The organism is Rugamonas violacea, assembly GCF_016461825.1.
GTDB lineage: Bacteria > Pseudomonadota > Gammaproteobacteria > Burkholderiales > Burkholderiaceae_D > Rugamonas.
Map to the genome: position 1 here is coordinate 1 of NZ_JAEMNU010000001.1, position 18,342 is coordinate 18,342.

At 68.3% G+C, this 18,342-nt stretch carries 15 protein-coding genes and 1 pseudogene; 11 read left to right on the top strand and 5 right to left on the bottom strand.

All coding sequences use genetic code 11. The annotated features are described in order from the left end of the window. Positions 1–110 precede the first annotated feature (110 nt). Positions 111–416 (top strand): annotated as a pseudogene (locus H7U20_RS00005) (integrase core domain-containing protein); the annotation flags it as partial. 219 nt (positions 417–635) lie between these two features. Here H7U20_RS00005 and H7U20_RS00010 read toward each other — a convergent pair. Further along, entirely contained in the window at positions 636–1,751 is a 1,116-nt protein-coding gene (locus H7U20_RS00010) for an NAD(P)H-binding protein (RefSeq protein WP_199517529.1), read from the bottom strand. A 113-nt stretch (positions 1,752–1,864) separates the two neighbouring features. Between H7U20_RS00010 and H7U20_RS00015 the strand changes: the two genes are divergently transcribed. Beyond that, complete coding sequence (locus H7U20_RS00015; protein ID WP_199517531.1) at positions 1,865–2,785, top strand: LysR family transcriptional regulator; 921 nt, start codon at positions 1,865–1,867, stop codon at positions 2,783–2,785. Here H7U20_RS00015 and H7U20_RS00020 read toward each other — a convergent pair. Further along, entirely contained in the window at positions 2,734–3,627 is an 894-nt protein-coding gene (locus H7U20_RS00020) for a LysR substrate-binding domain-containing protein (RefSeq protein WP_199517536.1), read from the bottom strand. The genes H7U20_RS00015 and H7U20_RS00020 overlap by 52 nt on opposite strands. Positions 3,628–3,756: 129 nt before the next feature. Here H7U20_RS00020 and speB point away from each other — a divergent pair, with 129 nt between their 5' ends. The 5 genes from speB to H7U20_RS00045 all read left to right on the top strand — a co-directional run bounded on the left by speB (position 3,757) and on the right by H7U20_RS00045 (position 8,063). Then, entirely contained in the window at positions 3,757–4,734 is a 978-nt protein-coding gene (gene speB, locus H7U20_RS00025; RefSeq protein WP_199517538.1) for an agmatinase, read from the top strand. A 182-nt stretch (positions 4,735–4,916) separates the two neighbouring features. Then, entirely contained in the window at positions 4,917–5,387 is a 471-nt protein-coding gene (locus H7U20_RS00030; protein WP_233410388.1) for a VOC family protein, read from the top strand. A 26-nt stretch (positions 5,388–5,413) separates the two neighbouring features. Then, complete coding sequence (locus H7U20_RS00035; protein ID WP_199517540.1) at positions 5,414–5,857, top strand: YciI family protein; 444 nt, start codon at positions 5,414–5,416, stop codon at positions 5,855–5,857. A 14-nt stretch (positions 5,858–5,871) separates the two neighbouring features. Further along, positions 5,872–6,681, top strand: coding sequence for a YciI family protein (locus H7U20_RS00040; protein ID WP_199517542.1), 810 nt, complete (start codon positions 5,872–5,874; stop codon positions 6,679–6,681). Positions 6,682–6,812: 131 nt separating this feature from the next. After that, positions 6,813–8,063, top strand: coding sequence for an RNA polymerase sigma factor (locus H7U20_RS00045; protein ID WP_199517588.1), 1,251 nt, complete (start codon positions 6,813–6,815; stop codon positions 8,061–8,063). Positions 8,064–8,189: 126 nt separating this feature from the next. Here H7U20_RS00045 and H7U20_RS00050 read toward each other — a convergent pair whose 3' ends face one another. Next, positions 8,190–10,856, bottom strand: a complete 2,667-nt coding sequence (locus tag H7U20_RS00050) for a TonB-dependent receptor (protein WP_199517544.1) — start codon at positions 10,854–10,856, stop codon at positions 8,190–8,192. A gap of 346 nt (positions 10,857–11,202) precedes the next feature. On the opposite strand from H7U20_RS00050, the gene H7U20_RS00055 reads away from it, so the two are divergent. Continuing rightward, a complete protein-coding gene (locus tag H7U20_RS00055; RefSeq protein ID WP_199517546.1) occupies positions 11,203–11,943 on the top strand; it encodes a GntR family transcriptional regulator in 741 nt (246 codons plus the stop codon). Positions 11,944–12,060: 117 nt separating this feature from the next. Here H7U20_RS00055 and H7U20_RS00060 read toward each other — a convergent pair whose 3' ends face one another. Both H7U20_RS00060 and H7U20_RS00065 read right to left on the bottom strand, forming a co-directional pair. Then, positions 12,061–12,561, bottom strand: a complete 501-nt coding sequence (locus H7U20_RS00060) for a GAF domain-containing protein (RefSeq protein ID WP_199517547.1) — start codon at positions 12,559–12,561, stop codon at positions 12,061–12,063. A gap of 89 nt (positions 12,562–12,650) precedes the next feature. After that, positions 12,651–13,538, bottom strand: coding sequence for a LysR family transcriptional regulator (locus H7U20_RS00065; protein WP_199517549.1), 888 nt, complete (start codon positions 13,536–13,538; stop codon positions 12,651–12,653). Between the two features lie 244 nt (positions 13,539–13,782). Between H7U20_RS00065 and H7U20_RS00070 the strand changes: the two genes are divergently transcribed. From H7U20_RS00070 to H7U20_RS00080, 3 genes are all read left to right on the top strand, one after another. Next, positions 13,783–14,778: an aldo/keto reductase gene (locus H7U20_RS00070; protein ID WP_255522407.1), complete on the top strand. Its 996-nt coding sequence runs from the start codon at positions 13,783–13,785 to the stop codon at positions 14,776–14,778. A 164-nt stretch (positions 14,779–14,942) separates the two neighbouring features. Further along, entirely contained in the window at positions 14,943–17,552 is a 2,610-nt protein-coding gene (locus H7U20_RS00075) for a hybrid sensor histidine kinase/response regulator (RefSeq protein ID WP_370593035.1), read from the top strand. A gap of 212 nt (positions 17,553–17,764) precedes the next feature. Continuing rightward, positions 17,765–18,295 (top strand): KGG domain-containing protein, encoded by a 531-nt coding sequence (locus H7U20_RS00080; RefSeq protein WP_199517552.1) that lies wholly within the window; start codon positions 17,765–17,767, stop codon positions 18,293–18,295. Positions 18,296–18,342 lie beyond the last annotated feature (47 nt).

Consider the following 18,342-nt stretch of genomic DNA (forward strand, 5'->3'; position numbering starts at 1 on the left):
ACGTATCACCAATTCAAGCGCTCAAAGCATGGCAGAAGAAAAAGCCCGAATTATTTGTTAAGCGCGTGTATAACCACACGAGTCTTGACAGCTAGTTCAAGCAACACTATCAAGGCTTGCAGTTCACCAGCTTGGCCTTCACCGATGTGCTCAAGCGCGAAGGCGTCACCATCAGCATGGATGGGCGTGGGCGTGCGTTGGACAATATCTTCGTCGAGCGCTTGTGGCGCAACGTGAAGTACGAAGACGTGTAGCTGATGGGCTACGCCAACATGGCGGAATTGATGGCGGGCCTGGCACAGTATTTCGCGTTCTACAACGCGCAGCGGCCGCACTAGTCGCTGAGGTATCAGACGCCGGATCAAGTCCATTGCGATGGGGTTGGCGGCGGTGCGTTGATCGTCGACAGGTACGGCGATGACTGCGAGACGCCGCAGGAAAAGAGTAGTACGGGACAGCGCCGGGCAGCTGATGAAGTGGAAATGGGCACAGCTAAAATTAACTGGCAGAGTGTCTTGACTGATGGGGCCACTTTAATCGAGGTACAGATAATAGTCTTCACCCTGACGACGAATTTCAACATAGTTGGCATTTCACCATGTGAACGATGGGGTCAAGATGTCGAAGCTCAGCGTTCAGGCTTGCAGCTGCGCCATTGCCGTCGCGCCGTCGCACGGCAGGCAGTCCAGGCCGCGCAGCGTGGCGCGCACGGCCTGCTCCAGCGGCGTGCGCGGCTCGGCGCCCAGCACCGCCAGCAGGCGGGCGTTGTTCAGCCGCACCGGCTGGCGCCACAGGTAGCGCATCTCCATCATCTCGCGCAAGGTCGGCACGAACGGCGAGGCCAGCTTCAGCAACCACCACGGCAGCGGCTTGACGGCCACCTTGCCGCCGCCGGCCGCAGTGGCCACGCGGGCGACAGTCGCCGCCATCTGCGTGCCGTCGGCATCCCAGTGGCCGTCCATATGGAAGCGGGCGAAGTCGTCCAGCCGCGCCTCCATCTCCGCCAGCCGGCAGATGGTCTCGGCCACGTCGGGCAGATAGGCCCACTGGTGGCCGATGCCGGCGCGGCCCGGGTTGCTGACGCTGCGCAGCGGCTGGCCCGGCTTGACCAGCCCCTGCGAGAACCAGTTGTTGGCGGCGCCGGGACCGAAGAAGTCGCCGGCGCGCACGATCAGGCTGCGCACGCCGTCGGCGGCGGCCAGTTCCAGCCGGCGCTCCAGCTCGACGCGGATGGCGCCCTTGCGCGTGCGCGGGTGCTGGGCGGCGTCGACGGCGATGTCGGGGAAGGCGTCGGGGCCGTAGTTGTAGACGGTGCCGGGCAGCACGATGCGGGCGCCGCTGCGGCGGGCGGCGGCGATGCTGTTGTCGATCATCGGCAGCACCAGCTGGCCCCAGTTGCGGTAGCCGGGCGGGTTGACGGCGTGGACGAGCAGGCTGACGCCGTCGGCGGCGCGCAGCACGTCGTCGCGGTTCATGGCGTCGCCGGCGATCCAGCTGAAATTCTGTCCCAGCGGCGCGCGGTCGGCCGGGGCGCGGTGCAGCGCCTTGACGTGCCAGCCGGCGGCCAGCAGGCGCCGGGCGACGGCGCCGCCGATGCCGCCGGTGGCGCCGAGCACCAGCGCGGTGCGGTCCGCCTGCCGGGCCGGGCCATTCGCCGGGTTCGGCGCCAGATGCCGGCTGGTGGCGGCGCTGGTGGTGGCGTTGGCCAGGGCGGTGTTCGTGTCGGCTGGCGATGGGGCGTTGGTGTTCATTTGCGTCTCCTTGAGTGGGCTGGGTCGGTGAATACATTCTGCGCGTCCATCGATCAAAACAAAATTGCTTAGATTAGAATGGTGGCTATACATTTTTGAATAGGGTGGCGGCGATGGAGGCGAACTGGGAGTGGTATCGATCGCTACTGGGCGTGCTGGAGGCCGGCTCGCTGTCGGCCGCCGCCCGCGCCCTCGGCATGACGCAGCCGACGGTCGGCCGGCACATCGAGGGGCTGGAGCAGGCGCTGGGCCTGAAGCTGTTCACCCGCTCGCACGACGGTTACGCGCCGACCGAGGCGGCGTTGCAGCTGCGTCCGTATGCGGCGGCGCTGGCGGCCAGCGCCGCGGCCCTGCGGCGGGTGGCCAGCAGCCAGGGCGACGGCGTGCGCGGCACGGTGCGCATCAGTGCCAGCGAGGTGGTCGGGGTGGAGGTGTTGCCGCCCATCCTGGCGCGGCTGCGGGCGACTTGGCCGGAGTTGACCATCGAGCTGCTGCTGTCGAACCGGGTCGACGATCTGTTGCTGCGCGAGGCCGACATCGCCGTGCGCATGGTGCGGCCGACGCAGGACGCGCTGGTGGCGCGCCGCGTCGGTCCGGTGGCGCTGGGTTTCTTCGCCCACCGCGACTATCTGGGGCAACACGGCACGCCGGTCACGCTGGACGATCTGGCCGGTCACAGTCTGATCGGCTACGACCAGGAGAACGAATTCATCCGCCGGCTGCGCGAGCGCTTCCCGGCCGTCGCGCGCGACAAGTTCAGCTTCCGCAGCGACAGCGATCTGGCCCAGTTGTCGATGCTGCGCGCCGGCTACGGCATCGGCGTGTGTCAGGTGGCGCTGGCGGCGCGCGAGCCGTCATTGCGGCGCGTGTTGGCCGACGACTTCAATATCGAGCTCGATACCTGGGTGGCCATGCACGAGGATCTGCGCGACAGTCCGCGCTGCGCCGTCACCTTCGCCGCGCTGGTGGAAGGATTGCAGGGCTATTTGAACTCGACCTCGAACTCGGCCGCCGCCGCGCGCAGCCAGTCGTAGGCCAGCTGCACGGCCGGCGTGCGCGGCGTCAGTTTCGATTGGGTCAGCCACAGCGGCGGCAGCGCCACCGTCGGCACCTGCGCCAGCGCGCACAGGCGGCCGCGTTTGAGCGCGCCGTCCACGCTCAGGCGCGACAGCATGGCGATGCCCAGCTCGTCCTGCGCGGCGGCCAGGCGCAGGCGGGCGTCGTCGATGGTCAGCGCGCGCGTGCTCGGCAGCGCCAGCGCCGGCAGCCACGGCGCCCAGTCGGGATCGTGCTCGTCGATCAGCAGCGGCGCCGCCAGCAGCACCTCGGGCAAGGCCAGGCCGGCCAGGCGGCGCGCCGTGTCCGGTCCGCAGACGGCCAGCGCGCGGTCGTCCAGCAAGGGCACGGACTGCATCTGCTCGCTGTGCAGTTGCCGCGTCGAGACGATCAGGTCGACGTCGATGCGGTCGATCTCGCTCAGCTCGTCCTGGGTGATCAGCCACACCTCCAGCGCCGGATGGCGCGCGCGCAACCCGGCCAGGCGCGGCGTCAGCCAGCCGGCGGCGAAGTCGGCGCCGCAAGCGAGCAACACCGAATCGGGATTGCGGTAGGGTTCGATGCGGGCGCGGCCCTCGCGCAGCGTCTGCAAGGCGTCGCCGACGGTGCCGGCGAACAGCGCGCCGGCCGAGGTCAGCTTGACGCCGCGGCCGTGGCGGCTGAACAGGGCCTGGCCGACCCAACCCTCCAGGTTCTGGATCTGGTGGCTGATGGCCGACTGGGTCAGCGCCAGCTCGGCCGCCGCGCGCGAGAAGCTGCCCAGCCGGGCGCTCGCTTCGAAGGCCAGCAGGCTTTGCAGCGGAGGCAGGCGTTTATCCATGAGATATGAAAAAACCTAATGAGTTGAGCAATATCGATCATTTTACATGGGGGCGCATCCCTTGCATGATGCGGATCAGGGCCGGCGCACTACGTGCCGGTATGACCAGCATGCATGACGGGAGAAAAAATGAGCGAGCAGATCCAGGGCGACGGCGCGGTACGCCGCGCTTCCTTATATGGCAGTGGCGTCGAGAACACCTACGCGGGCGTGCTCAGCTTCATGCGCCGCAACTACAGCCGCGACCTGACCGGCGTCGACGTGGCCGTCACCGGCGTGCCGCTGGACCTGGCCACCACCTTCCGCTCCGGCGCCCGGCTGGGGCCGGCGGCGGTGCGCGCCGCCAGCGTGCAGTTGTCCGAGCTGATGGCCTTTCCCTGGGGCTTCGATCCCTTCGACGAGCTGGCCGTGGTCGACTACGGCGACTGCTGGTTCGACGCCCACAATCCCCTGAGCATCGCGCCGGCGATTGTCGCCCACGCCCGCACCATCCTGGCCAGCGGCGCCAAGATGCTGACCCTGGGCGGCGACCATTTCATCACCTATCCGCTGCTGCAGGCGCACGCGGGAAAATACGGCAAGCCGCTGTCGCTGGTCCACTTCGACGCCCATTGCGACACCTGGCCGGACGACAACCCGGCCTCCTTGAACCACGGCACGATGTTCTACAAGGCCGTCAAGGAGGGCCTGGTCGATCCGGCCACCTCGGTGCAGGTCGGCATTCGCACCTGGAACCAGGACTTCATGGGCTTCAACGTGATCGACGCGCCATGGGTGCACGAGCACGGCACGGCGGCGGCGCTGGCGCGCATCCTGGCCATCGTCGGCCAGCGGCCGGCCTACCTGACCTTCGACATCGACTGCCTCGACCCGGCCCACGCGCCCGGCACCGGCACGCCGGTGGCCGGCGGCCTGACGTCGGCGCAGGCGCTGGCGCTGGTGCGCGGACTGGGACCGCTGAACCTGGTCGGCATGGATGTGGTCGAGGTGGCGCCGCCGTTCGACCAAAGCGAGATCACGGCGCTGGCGGCGGCCCATCTGGCGGCCGACATGCTGTGTCTGTTGCGCAACCAAAAAGTGGCGCGCCAGGGGCCGCGCCGGCGTTAGTGAGGGCGGGAAAGTCGGGCGGCTGCCGGGGCCGGTGTCGATAGCAAAAAAATATGTTTAAACTTTTTAAATTTTTTGTCGATTTGAGCCGTGCCGCTTCGTCGTGGAGGTAGAGTAGAGATTTTCCGGCGCGCTGTTGCCGGCCTTCGCTGCTCTTTCCAACCCACACTATGGAGCTAGTCATGACTGCAAAAGTAAACCCCATCCCAGAAGGCATGCACACGATCACCCCGCACCTGGTGTGCGACAACGCGGCCAAGGCCATCGAGTTCTACAAGAAGGCCTTCGGCGCCGAGGAGGGCGGTCGCCTGCCCGGCGAGGACGGCAAGATCATGCACGCGATCATGCGCATCGGCGACTCGGCCTTCATGCTGGCCGACGAGTTCCCCCACTGGGGCAGCCTGGCGCCCAACTCGCTGAAGGGCACGCCGGTCACCATCCACCTGTACGTCAAGGATGTCGACGCCGCCTTCGCCCGCGCCGTCGATGCCGGCGCCGTCGTCAAGATGCCGTTGGCCGACATGTTTTGGGGCGACCGCTACGGTATCGTTACCGACCCCTGCGGCCACCAATGGTCGCTGGCTTCGCACGTCAAGGACGTCACGCCGGAAGAGATGCAGCAGGCGATGAAAGAGCAGAGCGCTTGCCAATAAACCGTCATCACTTCCAGGAGACTGCCATGCGTTTCATGATTATCGTTAAGGCCACCGCCGATTCCGAGGCGGGCGTCATGCCGAGTGAGCGCTTGCTCACCGAGATGGGCCAGTTCAACGAGGAGCTGGTCAAGGCCGGCGTGCTGCTGGCCGGCGAGGGCCTGCACCCGAGCTCGAAGGGCGCGCGCATCCGCTTCGAGGGCGACAAGCGGGTCGTCGTCGACGGCCCCTTCGTCGAGACCAAGGAGCTGATCGCCGGCTTCTGGCTGATCCAGACCAAGTCCAAGCAGGAGGCCATCGAGTGGATGCGGCGCTGCCCGAACCCCTTCGATTGCGACAGCGAAATCGAAATCCGCCAGGTGTTCGAGATGGACGATTTCGGCGAGCTGATGACGCCCGAGCTGCGCGAGCAGGAGCAGCGCGTGTTCGCCCAGGCCAAGCAGCTGGCCCAGGCCGGCGCCGCCAACTGAGCCGGGGGCGCGCCATGCAATTCATGATCTTGCGCCGGTCCGACCGGCGCAGCGAGGCCGGCCTGCCGGTGGCGGCGCTGGAGCTGGGCGCCAGCCTGGCGCCCAGCGCCGGGGGGCTGCGCCTGCGCCGCGTCGACGGCGCATGGCAACAGCAGCCGGGGCCGTTTCCGGCCGACGAGCTGATCGCCGGTTTCGTCATGCTCGAGGCCGATTCCTGCGCCGCCGCCGCCGAGCAACTGCGGCGCTGGCCGTTGGCCGACGAGGCGGCCGAGTTCGAGATCCGCGCGGCCGGTTGTCCCGGCGGCTGCGTCGGCTTCGATCCGCAGCGCGGCACGCCGGCCGGCACCCTGCCGCGAGCGAACCCGGCGCTCAAGCGCTACGCCGTGCTGCTGCGCTCGGACGCCGCCTCGGAAAGCGACCTGGCGCCGCCGCCGGCGGTGATCGACAGCATGAACCGCGCCAACGAGGCCGGCGTGCGCGACGGCGTGCTGTTGGCCGGCGAGGGACTGAAGAGCACGGCGCAGGGCGCCCGCGTGCGCTTCGGCGGCGGCCGCGTCAGCGTGGTCGACGGACCGTTCACCGAGGTCAAGGAATTGATCGCCGGCTACTGGCTGTTGCAGGCCGTGTCGTGCGAACAGGCCGCCGCGCTGGCGATGGCCTATCCGTATCCGCAGCCGGGCGATCTGACCCTGGAGCTCCGCGAGGTGGTCGACCCGGCGGCGGCGGCGGCCTTCACGCCGGCGCTGCGCGAGGCCGAGCAGCGCATGCGCGCCCAGCAGCTCGAGAGCGGCATGCACGCCGGCCTCGGCGGCGCGGGGCGCTAGGCTTGGCGGCGCCCTCGGACGACGCGGTCGAAGCGTCCACTGCGACGGTCGAACCGTCGATTGCGGCGGACGATGCGGCCGAAGCGCCCACTGCGGCGGCCGTCGCCCGCGTGGTCGAGGCGGTCTGGCGCATGGAATCGGGCCGCATCATCGGCGCCTTGGCGCGCATGTTGCGCGACGTCGGCCAAGCCGAGGAGCTGGCGCAGGACGCGCTGGTCAGCGCCCTCGAGCGCTGGCCGGCGGCGGGCCTGCCGGACAAGCCGGCCGCCTGGCTGATGACGGTGGCGAAGAACCGCGCCCTCGACTTGCTGCGCCAGCGCAAGCTGCACCAAGACAAGGAGGGCGAGCTGGTCTACGAGGTCGAGGGCCAGTTGCGGGCCGCCGCGCCCGACCTGGACGCGGCGGTCGAGGCGGCGCTGGAACAGGACATCGGCGACGACCTGCTGCGCCTGGTGTTCGCCGCCTGTCATCCGGTGCTGCCGACCGAGGGCAGGGTGGCGCTGACCCTGCGCCTGCTGGGCGGCCTGAGCACCGATGAGATCGCCCGCGCCTTCCTGGTGCCCGAGGCCACGGTGGCGCAGCGCATCGTGCGCGCCAAGCGCACCTTGGCGGAGGCCAGGGTGCCGTTCGAGGTGCCGCGCGCGGCCGAGCTGGGCGAGCGCCTGGCCTCGGTGCTGCAGGTGCTCTATCTGATCTACAACGAGGGCTACTCGGCCAGCGCCGGCGCCGAGTGGATGCGCCCGGCGCTGTGCGAGGAGGCGCTGCGGCTGGGCCGCGTGCTGGCCGAGCTGGCGCCCGACGAGGCGGAGGTGCACGGCCTGGTGGCGCTGATGGAGATCCAGTCCTCGCGCGCCCGCGCGCGGGTCGGCGCGGACGGCGCGCCGATCCTGTTGTTGGAGCAGGACAGGGCGCGCTGGGACCAGCTGTTGATCCGTCGCGGCCTGGCCGCGTTGGCGCGCGCCGAGCGGCTCGGCCGGGGACTGGGGCCGTATGGCGTGCAGGCCGCCATCGCCGCCTGCCACGCCCGCGCCCGCCGCGCCGACGACACCGACTGGGGCCGCATCGCCGCGCTGTACGACGCGCTGGCCCAGCTGGCGCCGTCGCCGGTGGTCGAGCTGAACCGCGCGGTGGCCCTGTCGATGGCTTTCGGTCCAGCCGCCGGGCTGGCGCTGGCCGACCAGTTGCGCGACGTTGCCGCGCTGCGCAACTACCACCTGCTGCCCAGCGTGCGCGGCGACTTCCTCGCCAAGCTGGGCCGCCACGCCGAGGCGCGCGCCGAGTTCGAGTGCGCGGCGGCGCTGACGCGCAACCTGCGCGAGCGCGAACTGCTGCTGGCCCGCGCGGCGGCCTGCGGCGCCGAGGCGCTTGAACGGCGGCCATAGACCGGTGGCGGCGGCGGCCCCACGTTCGCAGCGGGCAAAAAAAAACAGGCCCCGCGAGGGACCTGCAAACTTGGCACATGATGCTAGGTGTGGACCGCCGCGCTGGCGGCGGCCCGGATTTGCTGCTTACAGCTTGCCGCGCAGACCGAGGTAGAAGCTGCGGCCGTTCGAGTAGAAGGCGCGTGGCTGGTCCTTGTTCTCGGCGTACATCTTGATCGTCGTGTTGGTCAGATTCAAGGCGTCGAAGTTGATGCTCAGCTGCTCGTTGATCTTGTAGTTCAACGAGGCGGCCAGGTTGCCGCTACCGGCCACGTGCTGGCTGGCGCCGCGATCGACGCCGGCCTTGTAGACCGAGCGGTAGTTGTAGGCGACGCGGGCGCTGAACTTGTCGTCCTCATAGAAGCCGGTCAGGTTGTAGGTGCTCTTCGACGAGTTGATCAGTTCGCTGCCGTCGCTCAGCTTGCCGTCGGCGTAGGTGTAGTTGGCCAGCACACCGAAGCGGTCGAACAGCGGCTGTTGGTAGCTCAGCTCGGCACCCTTGTTCTTGCCGCTGGTGTTGAACGGCGAGGTGATCTGGTAGGTGGTCTGCTGGCTCAGCTTGTTGTTGAAGTAGGTGCCGGTGGTGGTGCCTTGGGCGACGACCGACTTCAAGTCCATGTAGAACACGCCGACCGAAACCGACGACTTCGGCGCGAAGTACCACTCGGCGCTGACTTCGGCGTTGTTCGAGCGGATCGGGTCGAGCTTGACGTTGCCGCCGGTGGCGCTCAGCGCGTCGTCGTTCAGCGAGACCGAACCGCCCAGCGCGCTGTAGTCGGGCCGCGACATGGCGCGGGCGATGGCGCCGCGCACCACCAGGTCGTCGCGCACATCGAACTTGATGTTGGCGCTAGGCAGCACGTCGTTGTAGCTGCGCTCGTAGGTGGTTGGCGTGTAGGGACCGAAATCGGAACCTTTGATCGGGTTGGTGCCGCCGCTCAGGTTGACCACGGTGGTCTGTTTGGTGCGCACCGCGCGCAGACCGATGTTGCCGCTCCAGCCTTCGCTGACCAGATTGGCCATACCGTAGACGGCCGTGGTCTTCTCTTGCATGGAGAATTCGTCGGCCCAGTTGTGGCGGCTGCCGTCGTTGGGAACGCGGTTGCCGGGCACGGCGGCCCAGGCGCCGATCGCCGCGCCGTCGTATTTGAAGTAGTTGCTCGACAGGTTGCCGCCCAGGTTGTTGGCGAAGTCGCTAGGATACTGCTGACCGCTCCATACCGGACCTGGGTTCTTGAAGCCGAGCGGACCCGGTTTGGTCTCGTACGGGTGTTCGGCGCGGCGTTTGTGGTCGGTGGCGCGGGCGCCGAATTTGATCGAGTCGAGCAGGCCGTTGCTCAGGCGCCATTCGCCGTCGACCTGGGCGTATTGTTCCTTGTCGACGGATTGCGATTCGCCGCCGCCGGCCCAGGCGGTCGGGCCCGGTTTGTTGGTGCTGCCGCCCGGGAAGGACATATTCGCCGGGCTCAGGCCGTTCAGGCCGTAGCTCATGGCGCCGTCCACGCCGTTCTGGTAGAACACGTCGTCGCGGTCGTAGCCGACGCCGTGGGTGGCGCCGGCCTTGCCGGTGACGGTGAAGTCAGGCGTGGCGCGGTACTTGAAGTTGAAGTCGTAATAGTACGACTCGCCGCCGGCGTTCGGACGGTAGGCGTTGTCGACCTCGCCCACGTTCTTGGCGAAGCTGGCCGAGGTCAGCGTGCCGTTGGCGATGGTGTAGGCGGTCGGGATCTGGCCGCCGGTGATCGAGTTGTTCGGTGCCGCCAGCCAGTTGGTGTTCAGGTTGCCGGCCTTCAGTTTCGAGTAGAAACCGTTCAGGTCCAGGGTCAGCTCCTTGCTCGGACGCAGTTCGACGTCGAAGGCGCCGCCTTCGCGTTTCTTGACCTGTTCGAACAGGGTGGCGCCGATGAAGGTCGGGATGCGCAGGCCGGCCAGTGCCGGGATGGCCTTGGCGGCGGCGCTGGTGGCCGAGATGGTCGAGTAGCCGAGGATCTCCTGGCCGTCGCGGCGCACGCGGGTTTTCTCCGAGAATCCTTGGACCAGCACGCCCAGGGTCTTGCTGTCGTTTTTCCAGTTGAACAGGCCCGAGAACTGCGGCTCGGTCTTGCCGGCCAGGTCGTTGTAGGCGCCCTGGATCGACGCTTCGAGGGTCAGGTTCTTTTTGAAATCGAGTGGACGGCGGGTGATCACGTCGATCGAGCCGGACACGCCGCCTTCGATCAGGTCGGCGGTCTGGCTCTTGTGCACGACGATCGAGCCGACCAGTTCGGACGGCAGCAGCGAGAAGCTGCTGCTGCGGCCGACGCTGCCGCCGTATTGGTTCAGCACGAACCAGTCGCCGGTGCTGATGCTGTGGCCGTTGAAGGTGGTTTGTTGCAAGCTGGGGCTGGTGCCGCGCAGGCTGACGCGGTCGTTCTCGCCGAAGCCGCCTTCGCCACCGGCCGAGGATTGGATGTTGACGCCGGGCAGGCGTTGGATCGAGTCGGCGACGTTCTTGTCCGGCATCTTGCCGATGTCTTCGGCGGTGACCACCTCGACCACGGAGTCGGCGTTGCGTTTTTGTTTCAGCGATTGCTCCAGCGCGGCGCGCACGCCGGCCACGGTGACCACGGCGGTCGGCTCGGCCGGGGCCGCCTGCTGTGCCTGGGCCGTCGCGGCGCTACCGAGGATCATCAGGCCGACGGCGATGGCGATCGGGGTCAGACCGTTGCGGACGCCGTGCGCCGGGCTGCTTGCTGCTTTCAATTGGTACGTCATTACTCTATCTCCAGTGGCTCCTCGGGGAGCCTGTCCATTTTCAAATGAATCTTTCGCGTTCCGGCCGCGGGGCGACAAGGTCAAGATTCGCGCTTACTAAACCAACAACAAAACCAGTTCAACGCCAATATACTGCATTTTTAGATACCAAAGTGCTACCACTTGAATAAAATTTCGGAACGTTGCATTTTTTGTACAGAAATTTCCCTTCACTGTGGACATTTTGACTTACCATTCGCAAAGTTGGTGTAAAAATGGCATCGAATTTTGCCGGGCAGGCAAGTGTTCGGTATTTGTTTGGTATTAATTTATTTTATTTGGTATTACTTCATTTTTCGGACCCGAGATGATTTCATTGGCGACCATCATGCAACTGGTGCGCGAGAGCAGCAGCCAGCCGCTCTACCAGCAATTGCAGCGCGCACTGCGCGAGGCGATCGAGCAGCGACTGCTCAAGCCGGAGGACGCGCTGCCGCCGGAACGCAAGCTGGCCAGCGAGCTGGCGGTGTCGCGGTTGACGGTGCGCAAGGCGCTCGACGGCCTGGTGGCCGAAGGCCTGCTGCAGCGCCGGCCGGGCTCGGGCAACTTCGTCAACCAGAAGCGCATCGAGAAGAATTTCGCCAAGCTCAGTTCGTTTTCGGAGGACATGCGGGCGCGCGGGCGGGTGCCGCGCAGCGTGTGGCTCAACCGCAGCGAGGGCACGGTGACGCCGGAGGAGGCGCTGCGGTTGCGGCTCAGTCCGGGCGAGCCGGTGTACCGTTTCCACCGCATCCGCTACGCCGACGAGCAGCCGATGTGTGTCGAGTACGCCACGGTGGTGGCGTCCTGCCTGCCGTCGCTGGAGGCGGTCGACAAGTCGATGTACGAGGCCTTGCAGAAGGCCGGCCACCGTCCGGTGCGGGCCTTGCAGCGCTTGTCGGCGCTGCTGCTCAACGCCGAACAGGCGCGGCTGTTGCAGGCGCAGGAGCGCGACGCCGGCCTGGCCATCGAGCGCCTGGGCTTCTTGCGCGACGGTCGCGCCGTCGAGTTTTGCCGCAGCTATTTCCGTGGCGACGCCTACGACTTCGTCGCCGAGTTCAGCGCCTGAGGCCGGGTCGGCGGGAGCGGCAAGAAACCCACCCAAGGGCGGAGGGCTAGGGTCGGACCCGTCGGGTCCGACCCTGGATTTTGCCGTTGGGGTTGGCGCGCCCCGCTGATGGCGCGGTCAGAAGGTGGCTTCGAGGATGCGCACCAGCGACTCGATGCCGGCCAGGTCGTCGGCGTTGAAGCGGCCGGGCAGCGGGCTGTCGAGGTCGAACACGCCGATGATGACGCCGCCGGCGCGCAGCGGCACCACCAGCTCGGAGCGCGAGTTGACGTCGCAGGCGATGTGGCCGGGGAAGGCGTGCACGTCGTCGACGACGATGGCTTCGCCCTTGTCGACGGTGCTGCCGCAGACGCCACGGCCGCGCTTGATGCGGATGCAGGCGGGCTTGCCCTGGAAGGGGCCGAGCACCAGCTCGTCACCCTGCAGGAAGTAGAAACCGGCCCAGTTCAGGCCGGGCATGCTGTTGAACACCAGCGAACTGAAGTTGGCGCTGTTGGCGATACGGTCGGTTTCGCCGGCGACCAGGCCCTGCAGCTGTGGCCGCAGGTCGTCGAACATGGCTTGTTTGGCGGCGGCGCTGTCGCTGCGGTAGGCGGTGTCGTTGTGGCTGAAGGTCATGGTGGCGGTGCTCGCGGATTGGTCAAGCCGCTATGGTAGCCGTTCTGGCGGCGCCGCGCGCGCCGCCCGTCCGCGCCGACCCGGCCGACTCAGCCGAGGATGCGCGCGGCCAGGCCGTCGAGCAGGGCGCGCTGCGGGTGGCCCGGCGCCACCACCAGGCCCAGGCCGATGGCCAGCTCGTCGCCTTCGGCCAGTTTGCGGTAGGCCACGCCGCTGCGGCGCAGGGCGGCGAAGGAGTGCGGCAGCAGGGCGATGCCCTTGCCGGCGGCGATGTCGCTGAGCAGCACGTGGTGGTCGTGCGGTTCGCGCACGAAGGCCGGGGCGAAGGCGTGGCGTTGGAACACCAGGTCGCAGTGGTCGAAGAAGGCCGGCTGGCGCGCCCGCTCGAACCAGTAGACGGCCTGGTCGCGCAGGTCGTCCAGGCTCAGCGTGCGGCGCCGCGCCAGCGGATGGCCGCTGGGCAGCGCGGCGAGCATCGGCTGCGGCTTGAGCGGCAGCACTTCCAAGCCGAACAGCCGGGTCGGCAGGGCGATGATGATGGCGTCCAGGCGGCGCGCGCGCAACCCGGCCACCAGCTTGGGCGACGGGGCGACGGAGAGTTCCAGCGGGGCGGCGCCGAGCGCCTCGCCCAGCGCGGTGGTGAAGCCACGGAACAGGTCGGAGTCGACCGAGACGGTCAGGCCCAGGCGCAGGCGGGCCGGCGGCGCCGCGCCGTCGCCGCGCAGCGCCTGTTCGGCGGCGTCGAGCAGGCCGAGGATTTGCCGCGCCAGCGGCAGCAGCTGGACGGCGGCCGGCGTCAGCGCGACATGTTGGGTGTCGCGCTCGAACAGCTTGACGGCGAGGCGGCGCTCCAGCTGGGCCACGGCGCGGCTCAGCGGCGGTTGCGTCATGTGCAGTTGCTCGGCGGCCTGGCGGAAATTCAGGCAGTGGGCGACGGCGACGAATATTTCCAGGGCCCGGGTGTCGAGTTTTTTCATGCTGGTTTCCTCATACCAAAAAGGTATCACGATTTTGCTCATTCCACAACGTTGCGCGGTTCCCTACACTGGGCTTCGTTTTGCCAAACCCGAGGAGCCAAACATGAACGCAGCACAACACGCGGCAGCCGTTGCCAGCACCGACACCACCACCACCACCACCACCACCACCACCAGCAACAACATCACCAACGACAACACCAACGACAACACCAACAGCGCCGGCGCCGCCAGGCTGGCCGTCCTGCCGAGCCGTAACATCGGTCCGCTCAGTGTCTCGGCGCTGGGCCTGGGTTGCATGGGCATGTCCGAGTTCTACGGCGCCACGGACGACAGCCAGTCGCTCGCCACGCTGGAGGCCGCCTTCGAGCTGGGCGTCACCTTGTACGACACGGCCGACATGTACGGCTCCGGCCACAACGAGCAACTGATCGGCCGCTTTGTCCAGGGCAAGCGCGGCCGGTTGAAGATCGCCACCAAGTTCGGCCTGGTGCGCGAGCCGGGCCGCTACGCGCGCGAGGTCGACAACAGCCCGGCCTACATCCGCCGCGCCTGCGAGGCTTCGCTCAAGCGCCTCGGCGTCGAACACATCGACCTCTACTATATGCACCGGCTGAACCTGGCGCAGACGCCGCTGGAGGAGTCGGTCGGCGCGCTGGCCGAGCTGGTGCGCGAAGGCAAGATCGGCGCCATCGGCCTGTGCGAGGTGTCGCCGGAAACGCTGCGCGCGGCGGCCGCCGTCCACCCGATCGCGGCGGTGCAGAGCGAGTACTCGCTGTGGACCCGCGACCCCGAGCTGGGCGTGCTGCAGGCCTGCGCCGAGGTCGGCGCGGCGTTCTGCGCCTACAGCCCGCTGGGCCGTGGCTTCCTGACCGGCAAGGTGGCCGACGCCTCCCTGCACGACGCCAGCGACGCGCGCAGCTTCAACCCGCGCTTCGCCGGCGACAACATGAAGCGCAACCAGCGCATCGTCGACATCGTGCGCGCCATCGCCGCCGAGAAGGGTTGCACGGCGGCCCAGCTGGCGCTGGCCTGGCTGCTGGCGCAGGGTGGCGCCGGCCGGCCGGCCATCGTGCCGATCCCCGGCACCAAGCGCGTCGCCTATCTGCGGGACAACCTGGGCGCGCTGGCGGTCACGCTGAGCGGCGCCGAACTGGCCCGCATCGCGGCGGCGCTGCCGGTCGGCATGGCCGCCGGCGAACGCTACAGCGAGGAGGGGATGAAAGGTTTGAACGCCTGAGGCGGATTCGTTGCGCGGCGGCGTCAACCATGCGCTGTCGAAAGCATAAAAGCTGGTAGCATAGTTGCACCGGTCGACGGGCGCGCGGGCGCGTCCGTCGGCTCGCCCCGGCCCGCTGGCGACGGCGGCCGTTTTCCATGTGCGACCGTAGCGAAGACCGATTTGTGACAGCTCCTCCCAACGTACCCCTGGCCGCCGCGCCGCCACCCCCCGCCGGGCCGGAGGCGGCGGTGCGCGCGGCCGCGCCGGCCATGCCCGGCGAGGTCGAACTGCGCCGCCGCGCCGCCGACGAGCGGCTGCGCATGGCCCAGCAGGCCGGCGGCGTCGGCAGCTTCGAGTGGTTCCCCGACAGCGGCAAGCTGCTGGTGTCGGCCACTTACCGCCGGCTGTGGGGCCTGGCCGACGAGCAGGAGGTGAACACCGAACTGCTGCTCGGCATGGTCGACGAGCGCGACCGCGCGCAGCTTGGCCAGCACAAGCTCGAGCGTGTCGACAACCCGCTTGAGTACGCCGAGTACCGCGTGCGCCGGGCCGACGACGGCCAGCTGCGCTGGCTGGCGCGGCAGGGCGAGGTGCTGCCCGGCGCCACGCCGGGCAGCCTGCGCTATGTCGGCGTCTGCTTCGACGTGACCGAGCGCAAGCAGATGGAGCAGGCGTTGCGCGCCAGCGAGGACCGGCTGGCGGCGATCTTCGGCCAGGCCTCGGTGGGCATGGCCGAGCTCGACCTGGGCGGCAACTACCGCCGCGTCAACGAGGCGCTGTGCCGCATGCTGGGGCGCGGCGCCGAGCAGTTGCTGGGCCTGAACATGGACGACCTGATCCATGCCGACGACCGCGCCGGCAACCGCGTGTTGCTGGCCCGCCTGGTCGAGCAGGGCGAGCCGTTCACGCTGGAGAAGCGCTACCGCCGGCCGGACCAGTCGTGGGTGTGGATTTCGAGCAGCGTCAGCCGGCTCGACGACGAGCAGGGCCGGCCGCTGGCCTTGATCGCCGTCAAGACCGACATCAGCGAGCGGCGCCGCATCGAGCAGGCTTGGCGCGAGCTGAGCGGAACGTTGGAGCTGCGCGTGGCGCGCGAGGTGGCCGAGCGCAACAAGGCCGAGGAGCTGCTGCGCCAGGCGCAGAAGATGGAGGCGGTGGGCCAGTTGACCGGCGGCGTGGCGCACGATTTCAACAATGTGTTGCAGATCATTTACGGCAACCTGCAACTGCTGCATCAGGACGGCGCCGACCCGCGCTCGACGCAGCGGTTGGAGACGGCCATCGCCGCCGTCGAGCGCGGCGCCAAGCTGTCGTCGCAGTTGCTGGCCTTCGCCCGCCGCCAGCCGCTGCGGCCGCAGGTGGTCGATCTGGGCCATCTGGCCGTCGACATGGAGGGCTTGCTGCACCGCGCGCTGGGCGAGGCGATCGGGCTGGAGTGGCGCCTGGCCGACGGCCTGTGGAACACGCTGGTCGACCCGGGCCAGATGGAGAGCGTGATCCTCAACCTGGCCATCAACGCGCGCGACGCCATGGCCGGCAACGGCCGGCTGCGCATCGGCCTGGCCAACGTCGAGCTGGACGCCTCCTTCGTCGGCCAGTTGCCAGAGTTGCCGGTCGGCCAGTATGTTCGCCTGACCGTCAGCGACACCGGCTGCGGCATGTCGGCCGAGGTGATGCGGCGCGCCTTCGAACCCTTCTTCACCACCAAGCCGCTGGGCGAGGGCAGCGGCCTGGGCTTGTCGATGGCCTACGGTTTTGTCAAGCAGAGCCGGGGCCACATCAAACTCGACAGCCGCGCCGGTCGCGGCAGCCGCGTGCGCATTTACCTGCCGCGCTCGGAGCAACTGCTGCGGTACGAGGCGGCGGCGCCGGTCGACCCGGTGCTCGGCGGCAGCGAGACGGTGCTGGTGGTCGAGGACGACGCCGGCGTGCGCGCCACCGTGGTCGACATGCTGGTCGAGCTGGGCTACCGCGTGTTGCAGGCCAGCAGCGGCGACCAGGCCTGGCGCCTGTTGCAGGCCGGCGCCCGCGTCGAGCTGCTGTTCACCGACGTGGTCATGCCGGGCGCGCTGCGCAGCCCCGAGTTGGCGCAGCTGGCGCGCAGCGTGCTGCCCGACATCGCCGTGCTGTTCACCTCCGGCTATCCGCAGGGTGGCATCGTGCACGGCGGCCGGCTCGACGCCGGTTTGGAGTTGTTGAGCAAACCCTACCGGCGCGAGGACCTGGCGCGCAAGGTGGGGCAGATGTTGGCCGAGCGCCGCGCCAGGCCGCAACTGGAGTCGGCGGCGGTAGCGGAGTTGGAAGCGGAACTGGACGCGGATGGGGATGGGGAGGCGCAGGTGCGCCCGGCGTCCGCCGCGTTGTCGGCGGAACGGCCGTCCAGGGTGGCGCCCGCCGCATCGGCGGCGCCGACATCCGCCGCCGGCGCGCCCGCCGGGCCCGAGCGGCGCCCGCTGAACGTGCTGGTGGTCGAGGACAACGCCGACGCCCGCCAGATGGTCTGCGAGGTGCTCGCCCAGCTGGGTCACACGGTCAGCGAAGCCGCCGACGGCGAGGCGGCCTGGGCCTCGTTGGCCGAGCGCGAGATCGACGTGCTGTTCACCGATGTCAGCCTGCCCGGCATGTCCGGCATCAGCCTGGCGCGCCAGGTGCTGCGGCGCAGCCCGGCCACCCGCGTCGTCCTCGCCAGCGGCTACGGTCTGGATTCGCTCGACAGCCTGGGCTTCCCCGCCGTCTTCCTGCGCAAGCCCTACGAATTCGGCGATTTGCAAGGCGCGCTGGAGGGCGCGTAGTAAGCAAGAGTCTGTCAACAATGGCCACCGCCAGCTACCGTCCCCCGGACAGCTCCTACACGCCGGCCTACCACCGTCCTATATTGTGTTGCTGACGATTGACCTACCATGAGTGCTCCTCCTGCTCGTCAGTCAGCGCCGCAAGGTGCTGCGGGCGGGCGGTGGTATGGGCAGTATTTTTTCCAACGACTATACATCTCAGGAGAAAGATCATGGCTTCATCCAACCAAGGCGGCAAATCCGGCAGCGAGCAAAGCGGTAAGCAAGGCAGCGAGCATGGTGGCAAACAGGGCAGCGAGCAAAGCGGCAAGCAGGGCAGCGAGCAAAGCGGCAAGCAGGGCGGTGAACAAAGCGGCAAACAGGGCAGTGAGCAAAGCGGCAAGCAGGGCAGCGACCAGGGCAGCAAACAAAGCGACACCAGCAAACGCGGTTTCGCTTCGATGGACCCTGAACAGCAGCGCGAAATCGCCAGCGAGGGCGGCCGTGCCGCCCACGAGAAGGGCACTGCCCATGAGTTCACTTCGGAGGAGGCGCGCCGGGCCGGCAGCATGAGCCACAAGAACGACCAGGGTAGCAGCCAGAGCAGCACCTCCGGCAGTGCCTCGCGTTCGGGCGGCTCGACCGGCAACCAGGGCAGCGCGCGCGACCGCGATGACGACAGCAAGCAGCGCGGCACCCAGGGCGGCGGCCAAAGTGGCAGTCAGGGCGGCAGCCGTTCCGGCGGTTCGGGTTCCAAAACCTGAGTCCGGCGCGGCGTCCATCCGGCGCCAAGGGCCGCGTGTTGACCTTC

What these genes read in the sequence shown, in the direction of transcription:
- H7U20_RS00010 (WP_199517529.1), bottom strand. Translation starts at nt 1,751, where the DNA reads ATGAACACCAACGCCCCATCGCCAGCCGACACGAACACCGCCCTGGCC.
- H7U20_RS00015 (WP_199517531.1), top strand. Translation starts at nt 1,865, where the DNA reads ATGGAGGCGAACTGGGAGTGGTATCGATCGCTACTGGGCGTGCTGGAG.
- H7U20_RS00020 (WP_199517536.1), bottom strand. Translation starts at nt 3,627, where the DNA reads ATGGATAAACGCCTGCCTCCGCTGCAAAGCCTGCTGGCCTTCGAAGCG.
- speB (WP_199517538.1), top strand. Translation starts at nt 3,757, where the DNA reads ATGAGCGAGCAGATCCAGGGCGACGGCGCGGTACGCCGCGCTTCCTTA.
- H7U20_RS00030 (WP_233410388.1), top strand. Translation starts at nt 4,917, where the DNA reads ATGACTGCAAAAGTAAACCCCATCCCAGAAGGCATGCACACGATCACC.
- H7U20_RS00035 (WP_199517540.1), top strand. Translation starts at nt 5,414, where the DNA reads ATGCGTTTCATGATTATCGTTAAGGCCACCGCCGATTCCGAGGCGGGC.
- H7U20_RS00040 (WP_199517542.1), top strand. Translation starts at nt 5,872, where the DNA reads ATGCAATTCATGATCTTGCGCCGGTCCGACCGGCGCAGCGAGGCCGGC.
- H7U20_RS00045 (WP_199517588.1), top strand. Translation starts at nt 6,813, where the DNA reads ATGGAATCGGGCCGCATCATCGGCGCCTTGGCGCGCATGTTGCGCGAC.
- H7U20_RS00050 (WP_199517544.1), bottom strand. Translation starts at nt 10,856, where the DNA reads ATGACGTACCAATTGAAAGCAGCAAGCAGCCCGGCGCACGGCGTCCGC.
- H7U20_RS00055 (WP_199517546.1), top strand. Translation starts at nt 11,203, where the DNA reads ATGATTTCATTGGCGACCATCATGCAACTGGTGCGCGAGAGCAGCAGC.
- H7U20_RS00060 (WP_199517547.1), bottom strand. Translation starts at nt 12,561, where the DNA reads ATGACCTTCAGCCACAACGACACCGCCTACCGCAGCGACAGCGCCGCC.
- H7U20_RS00065 (WP_199517549.1), bottom strand. Translation starts at nt 13,538, where the DNA reads ATGAAAAAACTCGACACCCGGGCCCTGGAAATATTCGTCGCCGTCGCC.
- H7U20_RS00080 (WP_199517552.1), top strand. Translation starts at nt 17,765, where the DNA reads ATGGCTTCATCCAACCAAGGCGGCAAATCCGGCAGCGAGCAAAGCGGT.